General features: G+C 58.8%; 22 protein-coding genes. 9 read left to right on the top strand and 13 right to left on the bottom strand.

What is annotated here, in order from left to right:
- Positions 1-134 precede the first annotated feature (134 nt).
- Positions 135-2,858 carry a DUF1592 domain-containing protein gene (locus tag Poly24_RS01535; protein WP_231753405.1) on the top strand — a complete coding sequence of 908 codons (2,724 nt, stop codon included), beginning with the start codon at positions 135-137 and terminating at the stop codon, positions 2,856-2,858.
- A 44-nt stretch (positions 2,859-2,902) separates the two neighbouring features.
- Positions 2,903-4,306, top strand: coding sequence for a DUF1552 domain-containing protein (locus Poly24_RS01530; protein ID WP_145089488.1), 1,404 nt, complete (start codon positions 2,903-2,905; stop codon positions 4,304-4,306).
- Between the two features lie 122 nt (positions 4,307-4,428).
- On the opposite strand, the gene Poly24_RS01525 is transcribed toward Poly24_RS01530, so the two are convergent.
- Positions 4,429-4,941: a hypothetical protein gene (locus tag Poly24_RS01525; RefSeq protein WP_145089485.1), complete on the bottom strand. Its 513-nt coding sequence runs from the start codon at positions 4,939-4,941 to the stop codon at positions 4,429-4,431.
- A 297-nt stretch (positions 4,942-5,238) separates the two neighbouring features.
- On the opposite strand from Poly24_RS01525, the gene Poly24_RS01520 reads away from it, so the two are divergent.
- The 3 genes from Poly24_RS01520 to Poly24_RS01510 all read left to right on the top strand — a co-directional run bounded on the left by Poly24_RS01520 (position 5,239) and on the right by Poly24_RS01510 (position 8,951).
- Complete coding sequence (locus Poly24_RS01520) at positions 5,239-6,219, top strand: aspartate carbamoyltransferase catalytic subunit (protein WP_145089482.1); 981 nt, start codon at positions 5,239-5,241, stop codon at positions 6,217-6,219.
- 2 nt (positions 6,220-6,221) lie between these two features.
- Positions 6,222-7,514 carry a dihydroorotase gene (locus Poly24_RS01515; RefSeq protein WP_145089479.1) on the top strand — a complete coding sequence of 431 codons (1,293 nt, stop codon included), beginning with the start codon at positions 6,222-6,224 and terminating at the stop codon, positions 7,512-7,514.
- 384 nt (positions 7,515-7,898) lie between these two features.
- Positions 7,899-8,951, top strand: coding sequence for a lipid-binding SYLF domain-containing protein (locus tag Poly24_RS01510; RefSeq protein WP_145089476.1), 1,053 nt, complete (start codon positions 7,899-7,901; stop codon positions 8,949-8,951).
- 46 nt (positions 8,952-8,997) lie between these two features.
- On the opposite strand, the gene Poly24_RS01505 is transcribed toward Poly24_RS01510, so the two are convergent.
- A complete protein-coding gene (locus Poly24_RS01505) occupies positions 8,998-9,957 on the bottom strand; it encodes an Rpn family recombination-promoting nuclease/putative transposase (protein WP_145089473.1) in 960 nt (319 codons plus the stop codon).
- Positions 9,958-10,384: 427 nt separating this feature from the next.
- Here Poly24_RS01505 and Poly24_RS01495 point away from each other — a divergent pair, with 427 nt between their 5' ends.
- Positions 10,385-10,933, top strand: coding sequence for a hypothetical protein (locus Poly24_RS01495; protein WP_145089467.1), 549 nt, complete (start codon positions 10,385-10,387; stop codon positions 10,931-10,933).
- Between the two features lie 99 nt (positions 10,934-11,032).
- Here Poly24_RS01495 and Poly24_RS01490 read toward each other — a convergent pair whose 3' ends face one another.
- Positions 11,033-12,712, bottom strand: a complete 1,680-nt coding sequence (locus Poly24_RS01490; RefSeq protein WP_145089464.1) for a glycosyltransferase family 39 protein — start codon at positions 12,710-12,712, stop codon at positions 11,033-11,035.
- The gene (locus Poly24_RS01485) at positions 12,709-13,758 is read right to left on the bottom strand and encodes a threonine aldolase family protein (RefSeq protein WP_145089463.1); all 1,050 of its coding nucleotides are present in this window, start codon (positions 13,756-13,758) and stop codon (positions 12,709-12,711) included. The genes Poly24_RS01490 and Poly24_RS01485 overlap by 4 nt, the downstream gene beginning before the upstream one ends.
- Before the next feature lie 254 nt (positions 13,759-14,012).
- Here Poly24_RS01485 and Poly24_RS01480 point away from each other — a divergent pair, with 254 nt between their 5' ends.
- On the top strand, positions 14,013-14,471 hold the full coding sequence (locus tag Poly24_RS01480) for a superoxide dismutase [Ni] (protein WP_145089460.1): 459 nt from the start codon (positions 14,013-14,015) through the stop codon (positions 14,469-14,471).
- 54 nt (positions 14,472-14,525) lie between these two features.
- Here Poly24_RS01480 and Poly24_RS01475 read toward each other — a convergent pair whose 3' ends face one another.
- From Poly24_RS01475 to Poly24_RS01440, 8 genes are all read right to left on the bottom strand, one after another.
- The gene (locus Poly24_RS01475; protein ID WP_145089458.1) at positions 14,526-14,720 is read right to left on the bottom strand and encodes a hypothetical protein; all 195 of its coding nucleotides are present in this window, start codon (positions 14,718-14,720) and stop codon (positions 14,526-14,528) included.
- Complete coding sequence (locus Poly24_RS01470; RefSeq protein WP_145089455.1) at positions 14,717-15,517, bottom strand: SAM hydrolase/SAM-dependent halogenase family protein; 801 nt, start codon at positions 15,515-15,517, stop codon at positions 14,717-14,719. The genes Poly24_RS01475 and Poly24_RS01470 overlap by 4 nt, the downstream gene beginning before the upstream one ends.
- Before the next feature lie 109 nt (positions 15,518-15,626).
- Positions 15,627-17,108 (bottom strand): Asp-tRNA(Asn)/Glu-tRNA(Gln) amidotransferase subunit GatB, encoded by a 1,482-nt coding sequence (gene gatB / locus Poly24_RS01465; RefSeq protein WP_391556931.1) that lies wholly within the window; start codon positions 17,106-17,108, stop codon positions 15,627-15,629.
- A 67-nt stretch (positions 17,109-17,175) separates the two neighbouring features.
- Positions 17,176-18,657, bottom strand: coding sequence for an Asp-tRNA(Asn)/Glu-tRNA(Gln) amidotransferase subunit GatA (gene gatA, locus Poly24_RS01460; protein ID WP_145089449.1), 1,482 nt, complete (start codon positions 18,655-18,657; stop codon positions 17,176-17,178).
- Between the two features lie 130 nt (positions 18,658-18,787).
- Complete coding sequence (gatC, locus tag Poly24_RS01455) at positions 18,788-19,075, bottom strand: Asp-tRNA(Asn)/Glu-tRNA(Gln) amidotransferase subunit GatC (RefSeq protein ID WP_145089446.1); 288 nt, start codon at positions 19,073-19,075, stop codon at positions 18,788-18,790.
- 11 nt (positions 19,076-19,086) lie between these two features.
- The gene (gene rpmB, locus Poly24_RS01450) at positions 19,087-19,359 is read right to left on the bottom strand and encodes a 50S ribosomal protein L28 (RefSeq protein WP_145089443.1); all 273 of its coding nucleotides are present in this window, start codon (positions 19,357-19,359) and stop codon (positions 19,087-19,089) included.
- 277 nt (positions 19,360-19,636) lie between these two features.
- Positions 19,637-20,056, bottom strand: coding sequence for a hypothetical protein (locus tag Poly24_RS01445; RefSeq protein WP_145089440.1), 420 nt, complete (start codon positions 20,054-20,056; stop codon positions 19,637-19,639).
- Between the two features lie 141 nt (positions 20,057-20,197).
- Complete coding sequence (locus Poly24_RS01440) at positions 20,198-20,599, bottom strand: hypothetical protein (RefSeq protein ID WP_145089437.1); 402 nt, start codon at positions 20,597-20,599, stop codon at positions 20,198-20,200.
- A 286-nt stretch (positions 20,600-20,885) separates the two neighbouring features.
- Between Poly24_RS01440 and Poly24_RS01435 the strand changes: the two genes are divergently transcribed.
- The gene (locus Poly24_RS01435) at positions 20,886-21,290 is read left to right on the top strand and encodes a response regulator transcription factor (RefSeq protein WP_145089434.1); all 405 of its coding nucleotides are present in this window, start codon (positions 20,886-20,888) and stop codon (positions 21,288-21,290) included.
- 11 nt (positions 21,291-21,301) lie between these two features.
- Positions 21,302-21,718, top strand: a complete 417-nt coding sequence (locus Poly24_RS01430; RefSeq protein ID WP_145089431.1) for a DUF423 domain-containing protein — start codon at positions 21,302-21,304, stop codon at positions 21,716-21,718.
- 65 nt (positions 21,719-21,783) lie between these two features.
- On the opposite strand, the gene Poly24_RS01425 is transcribed toward Poly24_RS01430, so the two are convergent.
- Positions 21,784-22,299 carry a hypothetical protein gene (locus tag Poly24_RS01425; RefSeq protein ID WP_145089428.1) on the bottom strand — a complete coding sequence of 172 codons (516 nt, stop codon included), beginning with the start codon at positions 22,297-22,299 and terminating at the stop codon, positions 21,784-21,786.
- Positions 22,300-22,368: the final 69 nt, after the last annotated feature.

Here is a 22,368-nt window from a genome sequence, read left to right as displayed (position 1 = left end):
ATTTCCGCGTGATTTCTTGACCTGTTTGCGATATGCTAAAGCTGTGAGCCCACCGGCTTCGCACTCCCCCACTGCCCGCCAAATTTGGCCCACCACCCTGCCCTTCTGCTGCGTTTTCGGCGCAGCCTTCACGCATGAATGACGTAAACACTCGATACTCTCTGCGCGACAACAAAGGCTTCCTGCCGCTGATCGCTTGGCTTTTGCTGGCGATGTGCACTGCCACATTGCATACGTCGGTGGCCGACGAGCGGCCGAGCCTTGAAGAATTGAAAGCCGTTGGCGCACAGAAGTCACGATTCAAGAACGTGCAGCCGAGCGCGGAACCTCCGGCTCATCCGGAGCCGGATCTGGCGGAGTTCCGCGAGACGATTGGGCCGATCTTGCAACAGGCCTGTGTCGATTGCCACGGCCCCGGTGCGCAAGAGGGGAACGTGCGGATCGATACGCTCGATCCCGATCTCTTGTCGGGGGAGGATGTCGATTGGTGGACCGAAGTCTTTGCAGCGATCAGCAAAGGCGAAATGCCACCGCCCGACGAAGGTGAACTAACGGACGAGGATCGCGAAAAGGTCGTCAACTGGCTGGCCAATGAAATGCAAGTCGCGTCGACGGTGCGGCGTCGATCGGGCGGCCACTCTGCGTTCCGAAGAATGACACGTTACGAATACAATTACGCATTGCAAGACTTGCTAGGTCTGCCTTGGGACTTTGCCAAAGACCTGCCGCCGGAATCGCATTCGGAGGACGGTTTTCAGAACAGCTCCGAACTGCTGCACATGTCGGTCTCGCAGTTTGAAACCTATCATCGGATCGCCCGAACAGCACTCGCTCGCGCCACGGTTCGCGGCCAGCGGCCTGCCGTGCGGCACTGGGGCGTGTCGATGAAAGATGTGGCTAACTTCGAATGGCCCAAACAAGCAAAAGAGATCGAAAAGGTAACCAAACAGTTCAAGGACGATCCCGCCAAGCAGCAGGAGGAACTGGACAAACTGGATGCGAAGTTTAAGCAATCGCATCGCGGAGCCTACTTTCGCGAACTGTCGACCGGTCGCACCGCAGAGGCCACTTGGCGTTACCAGGGAGCCAAATACGCGTTCGCCCCGACCGACTCGCCGGCCGAGTTCCCCGAGTCGTTCGATACAGTTGCCGTCCTGCCAGCCAACCGTGGCACCAAGCTGATCGTGGAACTTGGGAACCAAGTCCCCGACGAGGGAACGATGCGAGTTCGCGTTCGCGCCTCGCGGACCACCAGCGACGATTCCCCCGCCCCGAGCATGCAGATGCTGTTCGGTTGGCAAGCGAGCAACGAGGGGCGAGCACTGATCCGGGTCAGCGAACAAGACACGCTGATCACCGCCGGGCCCGACGAACCGGCGATCTATCAATGGGATTTCCCGCTGGGCGAGATCTACCCTCGCAACTCCGTGCGGAAGACGTCGCCGATGGGCGTGACGCCCAGTCCGTCGGAATACATCCGCTTGGCCAACAGCACGGCCTCTCAAGGAGACATTCAAGTCGACTATGTCGAGATCTCCGCGCCGGTCTACGACCAATGGCCGCCGGCGTCTCACAAGAAGATCTTTTTCGACAGCAAAAACGCTGACGATGAGCCGGCTTGCGCGAGAGAGATCATCGCCGCGTTCATGCACCGCGCATGGCGCCGCACGATCAGCGAGGACGAACTCGACCGGAAACTTAAGCTGTTCGACACCCTGCGACCTCAATGCAACAGCTTTGAAGAAGCGGTCACCGAAGTCCTGGCAACGATCCTTTCGTCGCCTCACTTTCTGTACATCGCACAGAACCAGGCGGATGAAACTCCGGAGACTCCACCGGAACGGCAACCGCTCTCACCACACGAACTGGCGACACGATTGTCAATGTTCCTGTGGTGCAGTCTGCCCGATGAAGAGCTATTGAAACTGGCTGACAGTGGGCAACTGGCCGATTCGCAAACGCTGACCGAACAGGTCCAGCGAATGCTGGCGGATCCTCGCACGGAGCGATTTGCGAAGCAGTTTGTCCACCAGTGGCTGGACCTGCAATTGCTCGATTTCCTGAACATCAAACAAAACGTCCGCGGCTTTGATCCGCTGCTGAAAGAAGCGATGCAGCACGAACCGATCGCGTTGTTTCACGAGGTGCTGAAGCACGACGAAAGCGTCCTGAATTTCATTCACACCGATTTCGCGATGGCCAATGAACGACTCGCCCGGCACTATGGATTGAAGGGGGTTCGCGGGAACCATTTCCGCCGCGTAGCGTTAGACGGCGACTTCAAACTTGGCGGTATCCTGACTCAAGCTGGCCTGTTGGCGATGAATTCCGACTGGCCCGATTCCCATCCACTGAAGCGCGGCGTCTGGCTGTTGGAAAGCATCCTCAACGATCCGCCACCGCCGCCGCCTCCCGCGGTTCCGCAAATCGATCTCGCCGATCCGGAGATCGCGAAGATGACGCTGAAGGAACGGATCGAAGACCACCGCAATCACGCGGCCTGCATGTCGTGCCACGTGAAGATCGATCCCTGGGGAATCGCATTTGAAAACTACGACGCCTTAGGGCGATGGCGAAACGAGATCGACGGGAAACCAGTCTCTGCGTCGAGCGAACTTTTCAACCGCGAGACGCTCGACGGGATGGAGGGCTTGAAGCGGTTCCTGTTAGAAAACCGGCAAGACCAATTTGTCGGGGCGATGGTCCACAAGCTGACCACCTACGCGCTCGGGCGACCGCTGACGTTCGCCGATCGAGCCGATGTCGACACGATCACCGCGGAAGTGCGAACCCGTGGCGACGGACTCGCCACGATGATCCAAACGATCATTGCCAGCGAATTGTTTCAAACCCAATAGACGCAACCAAACTTCACCGCCACCAACCGCAGCGGAGCAACGCTATGAAATTGAACATGAACCGCATCGATCGCCGACGATTCCTGCGAGGAACGGGCCTCGCGTTGGCTCTGCCAATGTTTGGATCTCTCGCCACTCCGGTAGCGCGGGGCGCGGCAGCCCGCGCGAATCCAAAACGCCTGGGATGCTTCTACTTTCCCGACGGCGTTCCGATGCCGCTGGCAGAAGACCCCGCCTACCAGGACTGGGCTTGGTTCCCCCATCGCAACGGCGACGATTTCACTTTCACCAAGTGCATGCAACCACTGGAACCGCTGCGCGATGAAATAACCGTCTTATCGGGATTCTCGCACCCGAAGAGCCGCAATTCGCATGGCCACAACAACGCCGACCAGTTCCTGACCGGTGCTGCCACCGGCGGCGGCGATATGGAATACGCAAACACGATTTCGTTGGACCAAGAGTACGTGAAGGTTGTGGGGGACCAAACGCGATTTGCATCGTTGGTGATGTCGACCGACGGAGGCACCGGGACCGCTCGCGGCGCTCACACGATCTCGTTCGATCGCAACGGCCGGGCGATCCCCGCCGAACACCGCCCGAAACAGATCTTCGACATGTTGTTCGTCAAGAGCGACGGCGATTCAGCTCGACGGTTGGCACTCAGCCGCAGCGCACTGGACGACATGCTGGTCGATGCGCGTTCGCTTCGTAAGACGCTCTCGTCGGCCGACCAACAGAACCTGGACGAATACCTCGACTCAGTCCGCCAGGCGGAGATCAAAGTCGAAAAGGCGAAACGCTGGATCAACGCTCCGCTGCCAAAGATCGATGGCGATCACCTGAACCTGGAACTGACGACCGACGAACCTCGCGAGTACCTACAAACGATGTTCGAGTTGATCTACCTAGCGTTCAAGACCGATTCGACTCGCGTCGCCACCTATCAGATCGGCCGCGAAAACGGTGTCGGCCGAAGCGATCACCTGGCTCGCGCCGTTGGATTCAACCTGGCACATTCGTTGTCGCACGAGACCAAAAACCCTGGCGGCTGGAAGAACTTTGCCATCTATTGCCAGTTCCTCAACGAAGAATACGGGCGATTCATCGGCAAGCTGAAACAGACTCCCGAACCGGCCGGCACCGGAACGATGCTGGACAACACGCTGCTACTGTTTGGATCGGCATCGAGCGCCTTCCATTTGTCCCGCAACTACCCGTTGATTCTGGCCGGGGGCAAACAGATGGGCTTCAAGCATGGCCAATACATCGACCATGCAGGCAGCAACCCACAGGGCGGTGCTTGGGACGGAGGGCAAGAGCCCTGGCAGAAGAAAGTCACGCACGAGGACACGCCGCTGTCGAACCTGTTCGCCACGATGCTGCAGCGACTCGGATCGCCAACTCAATCATTCGCCGACAGCACCGGAACAATCGAAAACGTCTAGTTCCACCGCAACTTCATTCGGTCGACTGAAGCCTCGAACCTTAGCGAGGTGGCTGACGAATAGGCTTCAACCGATGCGAGTCTCAGCGACGAGTGGCGAAAGCCTGCGATCCAAACAACGCGTTAGCTTTGAGCCACTGGTGGGACGAGGCCATCCAAGACGTTTTGGATCGTTGAGTTCAGCACCTTACGAACGGTAACGCGGTCGCCAGGGCGGAGCGCGTAGTCGGTGCCGGTGCTAACGCGGCCCGTTTTCGTGTCGAACGTGACAGCCATCTTCACGCCATCCATTTCCCCGGTAGCGGTGCGAAACAGGACGATGTCCAGCCCGCTGTATTTCGTTTTCAAGCCGGCCTGGCGAAGCAGGTCGTTCACGAACACCGTCTTCCCATCGGCGGGAAGTGGGATCACTCGCATCGGCTTGTCGGCACCTTCGACTTGCAAGACGATCGAATTGGTTTGTCGCGCGGTTTGGATGGCTCGAAACATCGCTGCCTGAGGCGATTCGCTTAACGTACTTTCCTTCGAAGCGTCGTTATCGGTGCTCGGAAAAAGCGTCAAGCTGGCACATCCGGTGTTCAGCAGGCAGAAAGCCAGCAAGGCAGCGACCAAGCAAGTCGAGTGGCGAGGTGACATGATGAGGTTTCCCAATCGCGGGTAGATACGGATTTGCGAGCAGCAATTCGCTGCGTCGTCGAACAATTCGCTGAGCCCCCCGGCTGGGAAACGAGCGGCCCGGAACCCCGGCAATACGCTTCCACTTTGATTCCCGATCGGCTGCCACACACGGCCGACTTTAACGATTATGCCGGTTACCGAATAATTGTTTGCTAGCAGCCCTCTGACACTTTCGCCGAGATTTCGGTAGAATCTCCGCCAATTTGATTCGATGCGACCGACAGCCATTCCGCCACCTCACGACAGCTGAGCCCCATGTCCCAAACCTTGCCGGAACCACCGTCGAGCTGGAACCGCCGCCACTTGCTCGGATTGCAAGACCTTTCAGTCGATGAGCTGCGGACACTCTTAGATACCGCTCAACAATTGAAGGAAGCGACCAACAACTGTCGCGAAAAACTGTCGCTACTAGCGGGCAAGACCTGTGCCAACCTGTTCTTCGAGAACAGTACTCGCACGCGGAACAGCTTCTCATTGGCTGCGAAACGCCTGGGAGCCGATACCGTTGAGTTCTCCTCCTCCGGCAGCAGTGTCGCCAAAGGGGAAACGTTCATCGATACCGCCAAGACGATCGAAGCGATGGGAGTCGATTGGGTCGTGACGCGGCACCAAACGCCCGGCACGCCCCACTTGTTAGCTCGCGAACTCTCCTGCTCGGTCCTCAACGCTGGCGACGGGCCTCACGAACACCCCACTCAAGGCCTGCTGGACATCCTGACGATCCGCCAACATCGCGGCAACATCGATGGTCTGACGGTCGCGTTGGTCGGCGACATCGCGCACAGCCGAACCGCCCGATCGAACATCTGGGGACTAAAGAAGCTCGGCGCGCACGTGATCCTGTGCGGCCCTTCGACCCTCGTTTCCCATCGCTGGCGCGAACTGGATGTCGAAGTCGCCTACAACCTCGACGAGATCCTGCCGCGCTGCGACGTACTGAACCTGTTGCGAATTCAGTTTGAACGACAGACGACACGTCCCTTCCCATCGGTTCACGAATACGCGAACCTGTACGCGATGAACACCGACCGAATGCGGCGCAGCAAATCGGACATCCTGATCATGGCACCAGGCCCGATCAATCGTGGCGTCGAGATCACCCCGGAAGTTGCCGACGGCCCGCACTCGGTGATCCTGGAACAGGTAACCAACGGGATCGCGGTCCGGATGGCAGCCCTTTGGCTTCTGGCAAACGCCCCCCACAACTCTTCCACCAGCGAACCGATCGTCCACTGACCATGACACCACTGCTGATCGAAAACGGCCGCCTCGTCGACCCCTCGCAATCGATCGATCGCGTGGCCCGCGTGCTTGTCACCGGCGGGCTGATCGCGGCGATCAACCCCGACGATGGCGATCTGCCGCCCAACGTCCGACGCATTGATGCTCGCGGCCGAATCGTCGCCCCAGGCCTGATCGACCTGGGAACCGAACTTCGTGAACCGGGTCGCGAAGAGGATGAGACGATCGAAACTGGCGGCAATGCGGCGCTTGCCGGCGGATTTACGACGATCCTGTGCGCAGCGAACACCTACCCGCCGATCGACTCTCCTGGCGCTGTCGAGTTTGTTCGCCAAAAGGCGCAGCGGGCCCGCACCTGCCGAATCCACGTGATCGCTTGCCTGAGCCGCGGTCGCGAGGGAGTCGACATGGCGGAACTGAGCCTGCTAGCTGAAGCTGGCGCGGTCGGCTTCAGCGACGCCCCGCGGCCGACGTCCAACAGCGCCCTGCTGAAGAAGGCGCTCGAATATTGCCACATGTTGGACCTGCCAATCTACGACCTGCCGCTGGTCCCGGAACTGACAGGCACCGGCGTGATGCACGAAGGACGCGTTTCGACGATCCTTGGCCTGCAGGGACTGCCGACCGAAGCGGAAGATCTGGCGGTGACCCGCGACCTACGACTGGCCGAAGCGACCGGCGGGCGACTGCATATCGGCCCGATCAGCACACTGCAAGGTGTCGAGCTGATCAAGCGAGCGAAGCAGCGTGGGATCAACATCTCCGCTAGCGTCTGGCCGCAAACTCTTTCGTCGATGACCGACAAGGAACTCGAATCGTTCGACGCTCGGTTTAAAGTTCGGCCGCCGCTGCGAAACGAGCGACATATCGAAGTCTGCCGCGAAGCGTTAATCGATGGCACGATCGACTGTATCTCCACGGGGCACACACCGCGGGCTCGCGAGAAGAAAGTCAACGACCTCGACCTCGCTCCGTTTGGCATGGTCAGTCTGGAGACAACGCTCGCGTCGATCAACACCGACATGATCCGCCCAGGCCTGCTCTCGTGGCCCGACGCGATCACCCGGCTATCGACTCGCCCTGCCGAGATCGCGGGCGTCCCCGGCGGCAGCTTAAAGCCTGGCTCTCCAGCGGATATCGTAATCATCGATCCCGACATCGCCTGGACCGTTCGCGGTGACGCATTCCAATCCCGCAGCAATAGCACGCCCTGGGAAGGAAAACAACTGTTCGGCCAAGCGACCCATGCTATCGTTGGCGGCGAAGTTCGCTTCGAACGCCACGCTTAGGCCCCATAAGAGCGCTCAAGAGCAACCAACCCCTGATTCCCCTCGGGGAACTCCGCCACGCGGGGTGATAGGTCGCGGCCCCCTGACGAACCAGACGCTAGCGGCTTGTCGGTTTAGTCACAACGAGCTTCCTTGCATTAGCCGTTTGGGCGTTAGCCCCGGTTTAGTGGCAGCGGAACCGGGGCTAACGCCCAAACGGCTGACTAAACCGACAAGCCGCTAGCCCATCGCGGCGGATACTACATCCGCAGCAAGGCATCCCAAAACAGCCTAGAGTCGCTGTTCTGCCGCCGCAGGGAATCTACTACAATCGGAAGATCGTGTTGAGCAACCGCTTCAACGACAATCGAATCCCATTGAACAAATCCCTTGAGGTACGCACGGATGGCTCGCTACATTATCTGCTTTTTGCTGCTGGCGTTGGCAATCCCACCGCAATCGGCGTCCGCCCAAAGTGCTGAAGAGGGTATTGTCATCGCTGCCTCGGCGGTGCTCAGCCAAGCGATGACGACGTCGCTAAACCAGATCCCGCAATCGATGCTCACCGACGCGCATGGCGTAGCGCTCATCCCCAATGTGATCAAAGGGGGCTTCATCGTCGGAGCTCGTCACGGCCGCGGACTGCTGTTCGTTCGCGAGCCCAACGGGATTTGGCACGCTCCCGTTTTCATCACCTTGACCGGCGGTAACATCGGCTGGCAAGCGGGACTGCAATCGTCCGACATCGTATTGGTCTTCAAGACAGCCAAAAGCGTTGAAGGCATCCTGTCAGGCACGCTGACGATCGGTGCCGATGCAGCCGCAGCGGCCGGCCCCGTCGGACTCCAAGGCGCCGTGGCGACCGACGGACGACTTCAGGCAGAGATTTACTCCTACTCGCGCAGCCGCGGCCTGTTCGCGGGCGTTGCGATCGACGGCTCGGTCTTGCAGATCGACCAACTATCCACCGGAACCTACTACCGCAGCCCGGCGCCGGGACAACCTGTTGTCATACCGCCATCGGCACAAGAGCTGACGCAGCGGATCGCCAACTACGCCGCTGGAGTCGCTCCGGCCGAAGGGACGTCGACAAGCCAGATGCCACCGTTGGCCCAACGCTACACGGCACAAGAATCAGACGTGCTCCGCGGCCAGCTTCTGCAGATCGCTCCCAAACTGTTCGCCTTGCTCGACGAACAATGGAAGACCTACCTCGCTCTCCCCTTCTCGGCGACAGCAGGTGGCGCGCACCCCACGCCGCAACAAGTCCAACAAACCCTCGCCCACTTCCAATCGGTGGCGACCAATCCGCAGTTCCAACAACTGGCCGCGCGTCCGGAATTCCAGTCGGTCTACGGACTGTTGCAACACTACCAGCAATCGCTCACGCCAAACGCCCAAGCCTTGCAACTGCCTCCACCGCCAGCAACGTCGCCCACAGCAGCACCGGCGAGATAGCGAGCTACACCGCTCCCAAACGACGATGTTCTCCTGAAGAGCTGCTCTAACGACGCAGCTTTTGAAACTCCGCCTGCAATTGCTCAAACAGCGCACGCAACTCGTCCGCCCCCATCGCCAACAACGCCTCTTCACCGGAAGTCGGCCGCCCAAGGAATTGCTGATAGGCTAAGACCTGACCAATCATTGCTCCCTCCTGACGTCCTTCCTGGCGACCCTCTTCTTTCCATTCTTCTGCGATTGTTGGCATAGCCGATGCTCCTTTGGATTGCATCACGCGAGTAAACACAGTCACCAACTCCTGCCGCGAGACGCGGTCGGTGCCGACCACGAGATAGCGGAGAATTGTTTCGATACTCTCAAGCGCCGTCGCTGGCGGCAGCAAGCGGTGAAATAGCGACAGGATCTCGGGCAAACGCTCCGGCAGCTCATCCCGCCGTATATATTTTAGCAGCGTCATGTAGGCGAGGAAGACCGATTCTCGCCGCAACTCCGCGTCGCTGCAGCCGCTCAAATCGAGCAGCGGCATATCGAAGTCGGGAATATAACCGCGAAAAGCCGCGGGTGCATGAATCAGTTCAGGCAACCGCCGCGGAGCATCCCACGACCGCACACCGTGATACAAAATCAAGGGAATCACGCAACAAAGCGGCTGACCGTTGCGTTGACGCTGCTCGTTGATCGCGACCATATAACGGAGCACTTGAAACACCGCCTGCTCGTCGACAACCGATTTGTGCTCGAACAACAGCATCACAAACGCATCCCCTCCGCCTGCCAACTCCACTTGAAAAACCAAATCCGAGAGCCCACCCCGTAACGTTTTATCGACAAACGTCTCCTTAGCCGGCACAAGCGTTTCAAGATCCAACTCTGCAACCACCTCCGCCGGCAACTGCCACCGCACCAACTCGCGGACATGATCGGTGTCGCCCAACAACCGCCGCACAAACCGATCGTGCGGGTTCTTCAGCCGATCGTCACTCTCCTCCGGATCCTCATCCATCGACAAACGCCTCCGCGGGAACCACCTGCGACACTCGGCATCCTAACACCGCGACAAGCCGGGCGTCGACACTCACACCCTACCAGCGGGACCTACTATCCCGTCGCCCCCGCCACCCCTTACTTCTTGTTGACAACTGTCAACAGGAGATCTATCATTAACGAGATGCCCCGCCCTCGACACCCCAACAAGCACATCGAAAATGCGATCCAATACGCTGAATCGCTGGGCTGGCGTGTCGAATTGTCGGGAGGACACGCTTGGGGTCGACTTTATTGCCCACAGAGCAGCCAGTCAGGCTGCATCGTCAGCGTTTGGTCGACTCCCCGAAATCCGGAAAACCACGCACGACACATCTGGCGAGAAGTGGACCGATGCCCGCACGTTGACACGATGACCGCCATCGACAAGGAACCGGAACAAGAAAATGACTGAGCGCGAACCCGAATTCGACTTCACCCTGCTGCTCGATGGAGTTGACACGATAACTCCCAGCTTAGAAGACTCACTTTTCCAGGCGGGCTGCGACGATGCCACGATCAGCTTGCGGTTCGGTCGCATCTACTTAACGTTTTCGCGTTCCGCACCCTCACTGAAAGACGCGATCTTAAGCGCGATCAAAAGTGTCCGCGACTCAGGCATCCCCGCGACGGTACTCCGCGTTGATTCGTGCGAACTGGTAACTCAAGCGGATATCGCTCGCCGAATCGATCGCAGCCGCCAGCTTGTAAACCAATACATCAACGGATCGCGAGGACCAGGCGGTTTCCCAGCCCCCGCATGCAACATCACCGACGGTGCTTTACTGTGGAATTGGTGCGAAGTCGCCCACTGGCTCTGGGAAAACAACTTCATCAAAAAATCCGACCTCAAAGACGCCCAAGATCTCACCATCATCAACAGCGTCCTCGAACTCGAACACCAACGTCAGCGATCCCCAGACCTAACCAAAGAAATCATCACAGCGTTGTGCTAATCGCATCGCAGCCCAGCCACCCGCTTCCCAAAACGGCAACAATAGAACTGATGCTTCGCCGACGAAGCGGCTACCCAACGACTGCGAACAACGGGCGTGTCACTCGACTCGCCATTGGATCACGAGCACGCCGCCGAAGCTGTGCGTGGTGAACTCGAAGCGTTTGCCGCCGGCGGCGCGGTCTGCTTGACGCGAGGCAAACGCTTGCAGCAGTTCAGCGACCGCTTCGTGACGCCGCTGCGGAACGCGAGCGATGATCCATAGCATCTCGCGATCGGAGGAATTCCGATCGGCCGACTGCTGCCGGAAGCGAAGCAGCTCCTCTTCACTGACGCCAGCCAGCGGAACGACTTCGCGCAGCGGATAGATATTGTTCACGGGACAACACAGATACTGAAGGAACATCGCGGATTCGGCACCACGTCCCTCACTTCGGTCCCGCTTCCATCGCTTCGCTTCGATCAAGCCTGCATCGACGGCGACCGGTTGCCCCGCAATGCGAAGCTCGTCGATTGCAGCGACCGCAGACCGCCAGTCCTCGCCGCGATGCACCAGGTGCAGATCGCGACGCAGTAGGTTTTCCAACGTTCCCTGCCAGAAGAGCAATACGACAACGGGAACCACCGCTGCGGCCAGCATCGCCACCGGCGAAGATACCAACCGACCAGAAAGTCGCCACCGTCGCAGCGACGCAAAAATCCCACGGATCGCGGTGAGCCAGAGTCCTGCCGATCCCCACGCCAAGACCGGCAGCAAACCGACGATGTAGCGACGATGCCAAACAGCGGAGACCTTCAGCGTCGCCAAACCGTACGCAACCAAAGTCACCAACACGACCGCTGCGACAAACGGAAGCCATCGCCGCACTTCAAACCGAGCCCCAGCCAAACGGGCGAGCACCAGCAGGGCCAACGGAACCAAAAACGCTGGAACCCAAGGCCACATCGCCCCAATGTCGCCGGCGAAGACTGAAAGGTTCTGGCCCAGCGAATCCGCTGCGTTCAAAGGTCGCGGGACAGCAAACGCTTCCCACTCCCCTCGCCTGCCCCACAACTGAACGATCGCGCGGTACTCCACAGCCGCTGCAATGCCGACAGCACTCCAGACCAGCAACGCGTCGACAGCAACACTCGCTATCGAAGCGCTGCCCCATCGCTGCCGGAAGATTTGATTCAACGCAAACGCAACCAACACTCCCGCCGCGACTAACATCGCGGTGTAGTGCGTCCAGAACAAGGCGGCGACGATAACGACCAACGCGATTGCTCGCCAACACCTGCGACGATCGAGAGCACCAGCACAGACCAGCACCAACAGCGTCGACAACAGAATTACCGCAGCATAGGGACGCAGTTCGGTGCCAAAGAAGATGCTGTTCCGATCGACTGCCAACAGCCCACCAGCCAACAGCCCAAGCAATAGATCGCGATGCAGTCGATAGACACCAACGACCAGCAAGAGACAGCTGCACGCCACCAACAAGACCGAACTAAGACGCAATGCGACCTCAGCATCCCCAACGACCTGATGCCACAACCACATCACCGCGAAGTAGACGGGAGACTGATTTCCCAACCGAGCTCGCGACGGAACATCGCTGAAGTCGCTCCAGATCGTCCACGCCGTGTGGAGCTCGTCTACCCACAGGCTATCGAAGCAGGAAGGAAGTCGCAGAACCAACGCGACCAAAAACACAGCACTCGCCGCCAGCGCAAGCTGCCACGGAGCAACCCGCCCTGTGTGCAACCCTTGCGATTCCGAGCCTGCCGTTCCGATCAAGTGGCCACGCTCGTGCGGTTCTTCTGGGCGACAGTGCGAATCGCTTGGCAAGCCCGATCGATCTGCGCCTGATCGACATCCCGATGCGTTACGAACCGGACAGCTTGCGGACCAAAGGCCATCACCGACACCCCCGCCGCCGCCAACTGATCCCGAAACTCGGCCGCCGTTCCCCAAGCGGGATCGACCGATGCGATCACGATGTTTGTGTCGACTGTGGGCGTCGGCAAATCGATGCCGGGCGAATCGCGAACCGCCTCGGCTAACAATTGAGCATGCGTGTGATCGTCCACCAAACAAGCGCGGTGATGCTCGATCGCATACAGCGCACCGGCGGCAATGATGCCAGCCTGTCGCATCCCGCCGCCGAATAGCTTCCGAGCTCGCCGAGCTTCCTGAATAAATTCGCGACTGCCAACCAACGCCGATCCGACAGGGGCCCCCAAGCCTTTGCTGAAACAGACGCTGACCGAATCAAATTCAGCGGCCCAAGTCGCTTCGTCGATCCCCGTCGCAGCGACGGCATTCCACAATCGCGCGCCGTCCAGATGCCGCGTCAAACCTTGCTGCTTGGCCCAATCGCATATCCCTTTCACGTTTTCAAACGGCTGCACGCGACCACCGCCGCGATTGTGAGTGTTCTCCAGCGTGATCATTCGCGTTCGCACCGAATGATCGTTATCAGGGCGGACCGTCCCGCGAACCTGATCCAGTCGCAACACGCCCGAATCGCCCTGAATCGTCCGCGCGACCAAACCGCTGAGCGACGCAAACGCTCCCTGCTCGTAGTTGTAGACGTGGCAATCGGCTTCGCATAGAAACTCCTCCCCACGGCCGCAATGCACACGAATCGCGATCTGATTGGTCATCGAACCGCTGGGCATATAGATTGCCGCCTCTTTGCCAAGCAGTTCCGCCGTCCGCTGTTCCAATCGCTGAACCGTGGGATCGACATCGATCACGTCGTCGCCCACCTCGGCATCCGCCATCGCCTGACGCATCGCAGCGGTTGGCCGAGTCACGGTATCACTTCGCAAATCGATCATAAAAGGACTGTTTTTGCTGGAAAGAAGGGGCGGAAACACGTGAAGCCCGCGGGAATCCATTTTACGCCAAATGCGATATCAGAGCACCGGGGTGAGCCGCCGAAACGAATTGCCGCCATTGTTCGCAAAAATGGTTTACATAGCGTAGACTGCGGTGTCGCGGGTCGCCCACCGGGCACTCGCCGGATCCAACAATCCGGGCATCCTCCGATGCCAAGCACACCATGAGTCACCAAGGAAAGAGAGACCATTTGATGCGTAACACAATCTATTTGGCGATGGCAATGTTGCTGGCGTTCACCGCGAAATCGGCCAGCGCTCACTGCGAGGTTCCCTGCGGTATCTACGACGACGAACGACGTTTCGTTTCGATGATCGAAGACCACTCGACCATCGAAAAGGCGATCGCTCAGATCGACGAACTCGCTGGCAAGCACGACGCTCAAGACCTGAACCAATTGGTTCGCTGGGTCACGACGAAAGAAGATCACGCGACGCGAATCCAACAAACGATCGCCCAATACTTCATGACGCAACGCCTGAAAGCCGACGGCGAAAACTACACCAAGAAGCTGACCACCGCACACGCGGTGATGGTCGCCGCAATGAAGTGCAAGCAAACGGCTGCCCCCGAATCCGCCGTGGCACTCAAGAAAGCGATCCACGACTTCTACCGCGCCTACGAAGGCAAAGAACCTCACCTGCATCCCTAAGCCGCCGCACGCCGGACCGACTTAGTTCTTACAAACGCATTAAGGCGAACGCGATCAAAAATCGCGTTCGCCTTTTTCTTCGCCATCGCCCCGCGATTCAAATCCCACACAGACCAGTGTCGGCTGCGGCGGATACTTTGCAAATTGATCGCTCGCCAAACCATGGCGACACATCAAGAATCGCGAGCCTTTGCCCGAGACGATCTCACGGACATGAGCACATCGCTCGCACAAACTGCTGGCGCTCATTGCGAGTCCCCGACCCGCTGCGTCTCGCCCACCAAGTCGACCTCTACCGAAGCCCCCTGCCCTGCCCCGAACTGCACCGCAGCATTGCCATCGACGACAGCAAACTCCAGCCGCCCCGACGATCCGATCAGCGCAACCAACTGCCCGGCGGTGCGATCGGAATAGCTGCGGACCAAGCCGTTGACAACGCGATCGCCGATCCGAAAGACATCGTCGCCATGCACATCGTCGGCAGAGACGTTGGTGATCAGATTGCCAAACGAATCGACGTAGATCACTTCGCCCTGAATCGACTTTGACATCACGCGCGGACGCGGGATGTGAACTCGATGCCAATCGTCGACCGATTCCCCAAGTTCTTCCAACGGAACACCACGGGCGATTGCGGCGGCGACCGGCGCCATCACGTCGCGTCCATGGAACGTATTGCTAACCGGAGAGAGCCAGAATTCAGGGCGATCCAAAGCGACGACGCTTTTGACTGCGAAGCGGTCGGCCAACGGCGAGATCAGCCCGTTGTCGGGCAAGACAAAATACCAGTCGCCGACATGAGCCGCCAAGATGCGACGGTCGCTGCCGACGCCGGGGTCGACGACCGCGACATGGACCGCTCCGGCCGGAAACCAGGGAGCGAGATCATCCAACGTGATCGCTGCGGCTTGGACATTCTGCGGCGGGACCGAATGGGTCAGATCGATCACGCGGGACTCGGGCTGGCGAGTCGCCAGAACGCCTTTGATCTGAGCCACATAGGGGCTCGAGACGCCAAAGTCGGTTAACAAAGTGATGATCGACATACCAACGCCCTCGCTTCGACGCGACCGCGACGCCACTTCCGAGGCGCCGCATCGCAGAGAACAACCCACGGCGAATTCCCGCCGCCGGGCGACAACAAAACTGGACGACTTACCCGGCCGATTGAATCAGCTGCAAACAGATCTCGCGGAACTGCTTCGGGTTCACGTTGGGATTCTTCTTTTTGGCTTGACCGATCAACGAACCAATGGCTTGCATTTTGCCGCCTCGCACATCCTCCACGACCTGCGGATTCGCGTCGAGCAACTCCTGGCAAAGCGATTCGATTTCGCCCGCGTCGACCGATTCGATCCCCAACGCCTTGATCGCTTCGGCAACGCTTCCCCCCTTCTCTAATAGATGCTGAAAAACGTCGCGGGCTCGCGCGTTATCCAGTTTTCCGGCGGAAACCTGCCCAAGTAATTCAGCTAGCGTGTCGGCAGAGACGGCAAAATCGCCAATCCCCACCCCCTGCTCCTTCATCGTTCGCAGCACATCCTGCTGGATCCACGAACTGGCACGCCGCGCGTCGCCGCTCCCCTTGGCAACCGCTTCGAAATACTCCACCACACCGCGGCCCTGATTAACGATCACGTCGGCATCGTAGGCCTTGATCTCGTAATCGGCCTGCAAACGCTGGCGAGCGACCGCCGGGAATTCCGCCAACGCGGCTCGCGTCGCTTCGACCGTCTCCGTCGACAAACAGATCGGCAGCAGATCTGGATCGGGCAAATAGCGATAATCAGCCGCCTCCTCCTTCTCGCGCTGCGGGACCGTTCGCTCCGCAGCATCGTCCCAGCCGAAGGTCCGCTTGGTGCGATCCTTGATCGTCAGCCCGGTCTCTTCCCATTCGTGGTACTGACGCTGCGCCTCGTGAGCGATCGCGCGCTCGACGGCGCGAAAGCTGTTCATATTTTTGATCTCGACGATCGGCGTGGCGATCGTATCGCCAGCTTTCTCGATCTTCAGATTCACGTTCGCATCGACCCGCAGACTTCCCTCCTGCATCTCGCAATCGGAGACATCCAGATAAGTCAGCAACAACTTCAGTTCGGTCAGAAACGCTTTGGCCTCAGCCGCGCTGCGCATGTCGGGCTGGCTAACAATTTCCAACAACGGAGTGCCACAGCGGTTCAGATCGATCCGACTGTCAGCCCGCCCATTGGCCTCGTCGTGCATGCTCTTGCCAGCATCCTCTTCCAAGTGGGCGCGGATCAGCCGAATCGTGCGGGTCTGCGATTCATCGGCTGGATCGGCAATCGCCAAGTGACCACCATCGCAGATCGGCAGATCGAATTGGCTGATCTGGTAGCCCTTGGGCAGATCGGGATAAAAGTACTGCTTGCGGTCCCACTTGGTCATCGGCGGGATCGTGCTGCCAAGAGCCAGACCGGTCTGCAACGCCAACTGAACCGCATGCTCGTTAATCACCGGCAATGCGCCAGGCATCCCCAAGCAGACCGGGCAGACGTTCGTGTTCGGCGGCGCACCGAACTGAGTCGCACAGCGGCAGAACAACTTGGTCGTTGTCCTCAGCTGAACATGCACCTCCAAACCGATCACGATTTCGTAAGGCTGGTCCACGGAAAGAATCTCCAGAAAGGTTGCGGCAGTCGGACGATGGGTCCAGACCGATCACAGGTCCAACGACCTGCACCGGTTACAAAGGACGCTTAGTATGCCAATCGGTGGCGCGTTGGAATGCGGCGGCAGCTTGCAGCAGCTTAGCCTCTTGCAGCGGCGGAGCCTGCAACTGGATCCCGATCGGCAGGTTGTTGCTAGTCAGTCCGCCGGGCATCGAAAGGGCGGGGATGCCAGCCAAATTCGCACCGACAGTGAACAGGTCGCACAGATACATCTGCAACGGATCGTCGATCTTCTCTCCCATCGCAAACGGCGGCGTGGGAGTCACAGGGCCCAATAACAGGTCGACGTTTTGGAAAGCGGCATCGAAGTCCTGGCTGATCAGACGGCGAACCTGCAGAGCTTTCATATAATACTTGTCGCCATAACCGGCGCTTAACGCATACATCCCGATCATGATCCGCCGCTTGACCTCTGCGCCAAACGCTTCGCCGCGACTGCGGCAATAGGTGGCTACCAATGGACCGCGATCCCCCGCGTCGCTCGCCGCAACCGGGCTGCGGTGGCCGTAATGGGCGCCGTCGTAGCGGGAAAGATTGCTACTTGCTTCGCTCGGCGCGATCACGTAGTAGGTCGGCACCCAGTAATCCGAATGCGGCAACTCCACTTCGACGATCTTCGCTCCCGCATCGCGGAAGACCTCGATCGCATCGTCGACGGCCTGGCGGACCTCCGGATCGAGCCCTTCAGCTTCCAAGTGATGCTTGACGATACCGATCCGCAGTTCGCCCTCGATGCGATCCAACCCGGCGGTGAAGTCGGGCGTTTCGACCGGCAGCGAAGTACTGTCGCTGGCGTCGGATCCAGCGATCGCATTCAGAAGCGTCGCACAATCGACAGCATCAAACGCCATCGGGCCGACTTGATCCAGACTGCTGGCGAAAGCGATCAGCCCGTAGCGACTGACACGCCCGTAAGTCGGCTTCAGCCCAGTGATACCACAAAACGCAGCGGGTTGGCGAATCGAACCGCCGGTGTCGCTACCCAGAGAGAGCGGAACATCCCCCGCGGCGACACAAGCCGCAGCGCCGCCGCTGCTGCCGCCGGGCGTGAGGCTTGGGTTCCAGGGGTTGGTGGTTTTGCCAAACGCACTCGTTTCCGTGCTGGCTCCCATCGCAAATTCGTCCATGTTCGTCTTACCGACGATCACCGCATCGGCAGCACGCAACCGCGCGACAACCGTTGCGTCGTAAGGCGACATGTGATTTTCCAACATCCGCGACGAACAGGTCGTCGGCATGTCGGTCGTGCACAACACATCCTTCACGGCGATCGGGACGCCTGCGAGAGCTCCCAAAGGCTGGCCGTCGCGTCGTCGCTGATCGATGGAATCGGCAGCAGCCAACGCCGCTTCGGTGTTGACGAAAGTGAAGGCGCCGACTTCGGGATCGGTCGCCGCGATCCGATCCAACGACGCCTGAGTCGCCTGGCGCGCGGTGAGCTCACCAGATGCCAACAGCCCCAGCAACTTGGCGGCAGAATCGAGCGGGATAGTCATTGTCTTGGGACTTTTCGCGAGAGGGAACTGACACCCCACGAAGACTGACGCCTCGCCGAAACAAATGTTGACTCAGCGTGTCCGTACAGCGGGGTCGAGGAAGCGGTTCTTGCTTGGAGAGCGGGAGTGTTTAACCCAAGACCGGCGGCACAAGAAAACATTCCTCGTCGTGATTCGGAGCATTAGCCAAGGCCTGCTCGCGCGACAGACTATCGCCCAACTGGTCCGGTACCCAGCGGTTGACGGTTTCGACAGCATGCACCATCGGCTCGATCCCATCGGTATCGAGCTCCATCAGCTTGTCCACAAACGCAACGATATCTTCCAACTGGGGCGTGATCGTACCAAGCTCGTCATCGGACAGCTCAAGACGAGCCATCAGCGCGAGTTTGCGGACCTGATCGAGTGAAATAGCCAATCGAGCGATTCCTATTTCTTGGTCTTGCTCTCAAGCTCAAACGGCTTCACTTTGACAACCTTGCGGATCGAGCCGCTGCGGATGCACTGGGTGCAGCAGCGGATCGACTTGTTTTCGCCGGTCGTCAACGAAACTTTGACGCGTTGCAGGTTGGGAACAAATTTGCGACGCGAGATACCAGTGATCTTGGTACCAACGCCTCCCAAATACTTTGCCTTACCGCGGGTTTCAATGCGGTTGCCCATTTGGACCCGCTTGCCACAAACTTCACACTGGCGTGCCATTGATCTACGCTCTTTGTTCTAAATATCCAATATATTGACAGGCCAAACGCCTGAATCCGATCGATCGAAGTCCAGCAGTATAGCGGAGTTATCGACAGCATCAACGCCAAAAAGTAGCCGGCGCTAGGCAGAACCGATTTTCGTGCCAAACGGGTTATCGAGCGGCAAACGTTCGGCGATCGGAGATCCAACGCATGCAACAGCTGCAATATGCAGCGCAACGCACTGAAACCAAACGACTTAAGCGCCGCCCTGCCCTTCGCGGGCGAAGACAACATCAGTCGCGACCTGGATTTCTTCGGCAATCATCGACCGCGTACGCTTCTATTTCAAACGGATTGTCGCGATAAGCGTCTTTCCCTCGCCACCAGAGCCAGCCCGAAGCCCCCAAATAGGCGAGCCCCATCAAAAATCCCCAGCGTTCAAACTGGCGGACGTGAACCCGTTCGTGCCGCCGCGTCAGATCCAAAGCGGCTTGCGTCTGCCCTAAAACCGAATGCCCCAAGGTGATAGCCAGCGCCGAGACCGGCAACCGCTGCAAAACCCAAGCGACGCCCGGACCATAGATTTCGATCACGCCGTCGACCAATTTCGGCCGGCCCAGCAGGACCAAACCGACAATCACCCCCAGCAGTGTGTAGGGGAAAGCCCACAGCCGAACGAGAGTGCCAATCGAAACGCTTGCCAGAGTTCGCATCGATCCATCTTAGCGAGATTCCCCCATTAACGACAAAACCTGCCAGAAGAACGAATCTCCAGGGCAGGTTTTGTTTTTGGGAGGCAGAGCAATTCGCCCGGCCACAGGGTGACGGGCAGAAACCACCCGTCGGGTTTTGGCTTAGTCTTCGTCGCCGAGATCCGCGAATTCATCGTCGTCGCTATCCTGGCCGTACGAATCTTCTTCGCAATCGAATTCCTCGGTCTGCAACATCGCAGCCTGTTCGTCGGTCAGTTGGACGTAACCGAGACCGCGGATCACTTCCAGAACTTCGCTGCAGGTTGGGAACATGCGACCGGCGTTTCGCTTGTATTCGTCCAAAGCGTGCATGAATTCGATCTCTTTGTCGCTGTAGTCCCGCTCGCAGGTGGTGGGATCGATCTGGCGGCGACGTTGCTTCTTGCGTTGAGTTGGCTTTGCTGCTGCCTCGGCAACCACTTGGTCTGCATCGGTGCGACGGTCTTCACGACGACGATCGATAGTTGTTACTTGGCTTTCAACGGTTGCAGATGAATTGGTCACTCTAGACTTCCCCAATGTGGCGGTGCTGAATCGGAACAAGAAAACGTACCACGCAAACTGTGACGAGTACAAAGAGATTGATCGTCAGGGGAGGCTGAAAAAAGTTAACGACTAGGCAAAATGACGCTTTATTCGGATCGTTCCGATTGCGCGGCCGCCGAAGTAAGATAAAACGATTGGCGGAATCATTTCGCCAACCTTCGCTGCGGTCTGTCGCCAACGTTTAGCGTCCTTTAAGATGACAGACCGTCCACCCCGCCCTCCCCTCGAACCCGGATTCCCACGTATGACTGATCCTGCTGCCGAAACTCAGTCGCAAGCCGATGCTCCAAAGATCCTGATCGTCGATGACGACAATGAGATCGTCGATTCGATCCGGTACGCTCTGGAAGCCAACGGGTACCAGGTGGTAGTGGCACGAGACGGCAACCAGGGACTCGCGTTGGCCGAGCGAGAGAATCCGCAGCTGATGATCCTGGACATGATGATGCCCAAGCGCAGCGGATTCCTGGTTCTGGAAAAGCTCCGCCGCGTCCGCGAAGAACCGCTACCGGTCGTCATGATCACTGGCAACGAGGGAAGCCGACACAAGGCGTACGCCGAACTGCTGGGCGTGAGCGATTACATCCGCAAGCCGTTTGCGATGGACAAATTAATCGCCAGCGTCGCGAAACTGCTGGCCCAAACCTAACGGCGAACACGATGCACGCAAACCAAGCCTCTGGAACCGCAGTCCGCCGCGTTTTGATGATCGCCGGTTTCCTGGGAGCCAGCGGAATCATGGCCGGCGCTTTCACCGCCCACGGACTGGAGACCTGGCTGATCGAGCAGGGCTATGAAGAAGTCGCCACCAAGCGAGTCGGTCAAGCCGACGTGGGCGTGCGATACCATCTGCTGCACGCCGTCGCGTTGGTCGGCATGGCAGCGGTCGCCGGGCACTACAACCGCGGCAAATATCTGACGATCATCACGCTGATGACGCTTGGCACCCTGCTCTTCAGCGGCAGCCTGTACCTTCTGGTCGCGCTCAACCTTCCCGTGATGGGAGCGATCACGCCGCTGGGCGGACTCGCCTGGATCGCCGCTTGGATCCTAGTCGCCCTGCCCCGCAAGTTGTAACGCCCCCCCTGCGCCCGCCACAATCACAGGGCATGCGACCCGCCCAAGGTGTTTGTTAGACAAAATCAAACGCCGCCACCGCGCTGCATGCCCTGGGGCTTCTGCACTACGACCTCAAAATCTTCGGAACCGCCTCCGCTGGCAATCTCCACGTCGGTTCGATACTCAGGAAACAACGGTGCACCATTGGGTAATTCTTCCGCAGGCTTGGCAACCCCATCGAAGCCGTTAATCACGACCGTTTGCTTGCCCCCGACGGTTCCTTTACCACCCAATGCCGCAGTATCGTATTTACCATCTCGGATCTGTGCGTATCCGGCAGGCCCATTTTCAGGAATGAATCGAATGTCTCCGAAGGCTACCGGCGCACCTTTGAACGACACACTCCCCTGAACATGATTTGAACGCGGGTCATTTACGGCGGAACCACATCCTAAAATCGACACGACAGCACATACCGAAGCAACCTGAACCATCCCGTTGAGCGAAAACATGCGAGCAAATCCCCAATTATCAAAGCAATAAACCGTTAAATCCACCAACAAGACAATGACGCGGTCACCGGAAAAACAGAATGGCAACGACGTCTACGTGCAGCGTCCTCCAGACTCAGAGAACGCTGCATTGTTTAAACATGACCACAAAAAAGT

The sequence above is a fragment of the Rosistilla carotiformis genome (assembly GCF_007753095.1).
Classification (GTDB): Bacteria; Planctomycetota; Planctomycetia; order Pirellulales; family Pirellulaceae; genus Rosistilla; species Rosistilla carotiformis.
Note: the sequence above shows the minus strand (reverse complement) of the source record. Positions and strands in the feature narration are given on the sequence as shown.

Bases quoted from the DNA above. Each gene is read 5' to 3' on its own strand.
- Poly24_RS01535 (WP_231753405.1), top strand. From the start codon at position 135: ATGAATGACGTAAACACTCGATACTCTCTGCGCGACAACAAAGGCTTC.
- Poly24_RS01530 (WP_145089488.1), top strand. From the start codon at position 2,903: ATGAAATTGAACATGAACCGCATCGATCGCCGACGATTCCTGCGAGGA.
- Poly24_RS01525 (WP_145089485.1), bottom strand. From the start codon at position 4,941: ATGTCACCTCGCCACTCGACTTGCTTGGTCGCTGCCTTGCTGGCTTTC.
- Poly24_RS01520 (WP_145089482.1), top strand. From the start codon at position 5,239: ATGTCCCAAACCTTGCCGGAACCACCGTCGAGCTGGAACCGCCGCCAC.
- Poly24_RS01515 (WP_145089479.1), top strand. From the start codon at position 6,222: ATGACACCACTGCTGATCGAAAACGGCCGCCTCGTCGACCCCTCGCAA.
- Poly24_RS01510 (WP_145089476.1), top strand. From the start codon at position 7,899: ATGGCTCGCTACATTATCTGCTTTTTGCTGCTGGCGTTGGCAATCCCA.
- Poly24_RS01505 (WP_145089473.1), bottom strand. From the start codon at position 9,957: ATGGATGAGGATCCGGAGGAGAGTGACGATCGGCTGAAGAACCCGCAC.
- Poly24_RS01495 (WP_145089467.1), top strand. From the start codon at position 10,385: ATGACTGAGCGCGAACCCGAATTCGACTTCACCCTGCTGCTCGATGGA.
- Poly24_RS01485 (WP_145089463.1), bottom strand. From the start codon at position 13,758: ATGATCGATTTGCGAAGTGATACCGTGACTCGGCCAACCGCTGCGATG.
- Poly24_RS01480 (WP_145089460.1), top strand. From the start codon at position 14,013: ATGCGTAACACAATCTATTTGGCGATGGCAATGTTGCTGGCGTTCACC.
- Poly24_RS01475 (WP_145089458.1), bottom strand. From the start codon at position 14,720: ATGAGCGCCAGCAGTTTGTGCGAGCGATGTGCTCATGTCCGTGAGATC.
- Poly24_RS01470 (WP_145089455.1), bottom strand. From the start codon at position 15,517: ATGTCGATCATCACTTTGTTAACCGACTTTGGCGTCTCGAGCCCCTAT.
- gatA (WP_145089449.1), bottom strand. From the start codon at position 18,657: ATGACTATCCCGCTCGATTCTGCCGCCAAGTTGCTGGGGCTGTTGGCA.
- rpmB (WP_145089443.1), bottom strand. From the start codon at position 19,359: ATGGCACGCCAGTGTGAAGTTTGTGGCAAGCGGGTCCAAATGGGCAAC.
- Poly24_RS01445 (WP_145089440.1), bottom strand. From the start codon at position 20,056: ATGCGAACTCTGGCAAGCGTTTCGATTGGCACTCTCGTTCGGCTGTGG.
- Poly24_RS01435 (WP_145089434.1), top strand. From the start codon at position 20,886: ATGACTGATCCTGCTGCCGAAACTCAGTCGCAAGCCGATGCTCCAAAG.
- Poly24_RS01430 (WP_145089431.1), top strand. From the start codon at position 21,302: ATGCACGCAAACCAAGCCTCTGGAACCGCAGTCCGCCGCGTTTTGATG.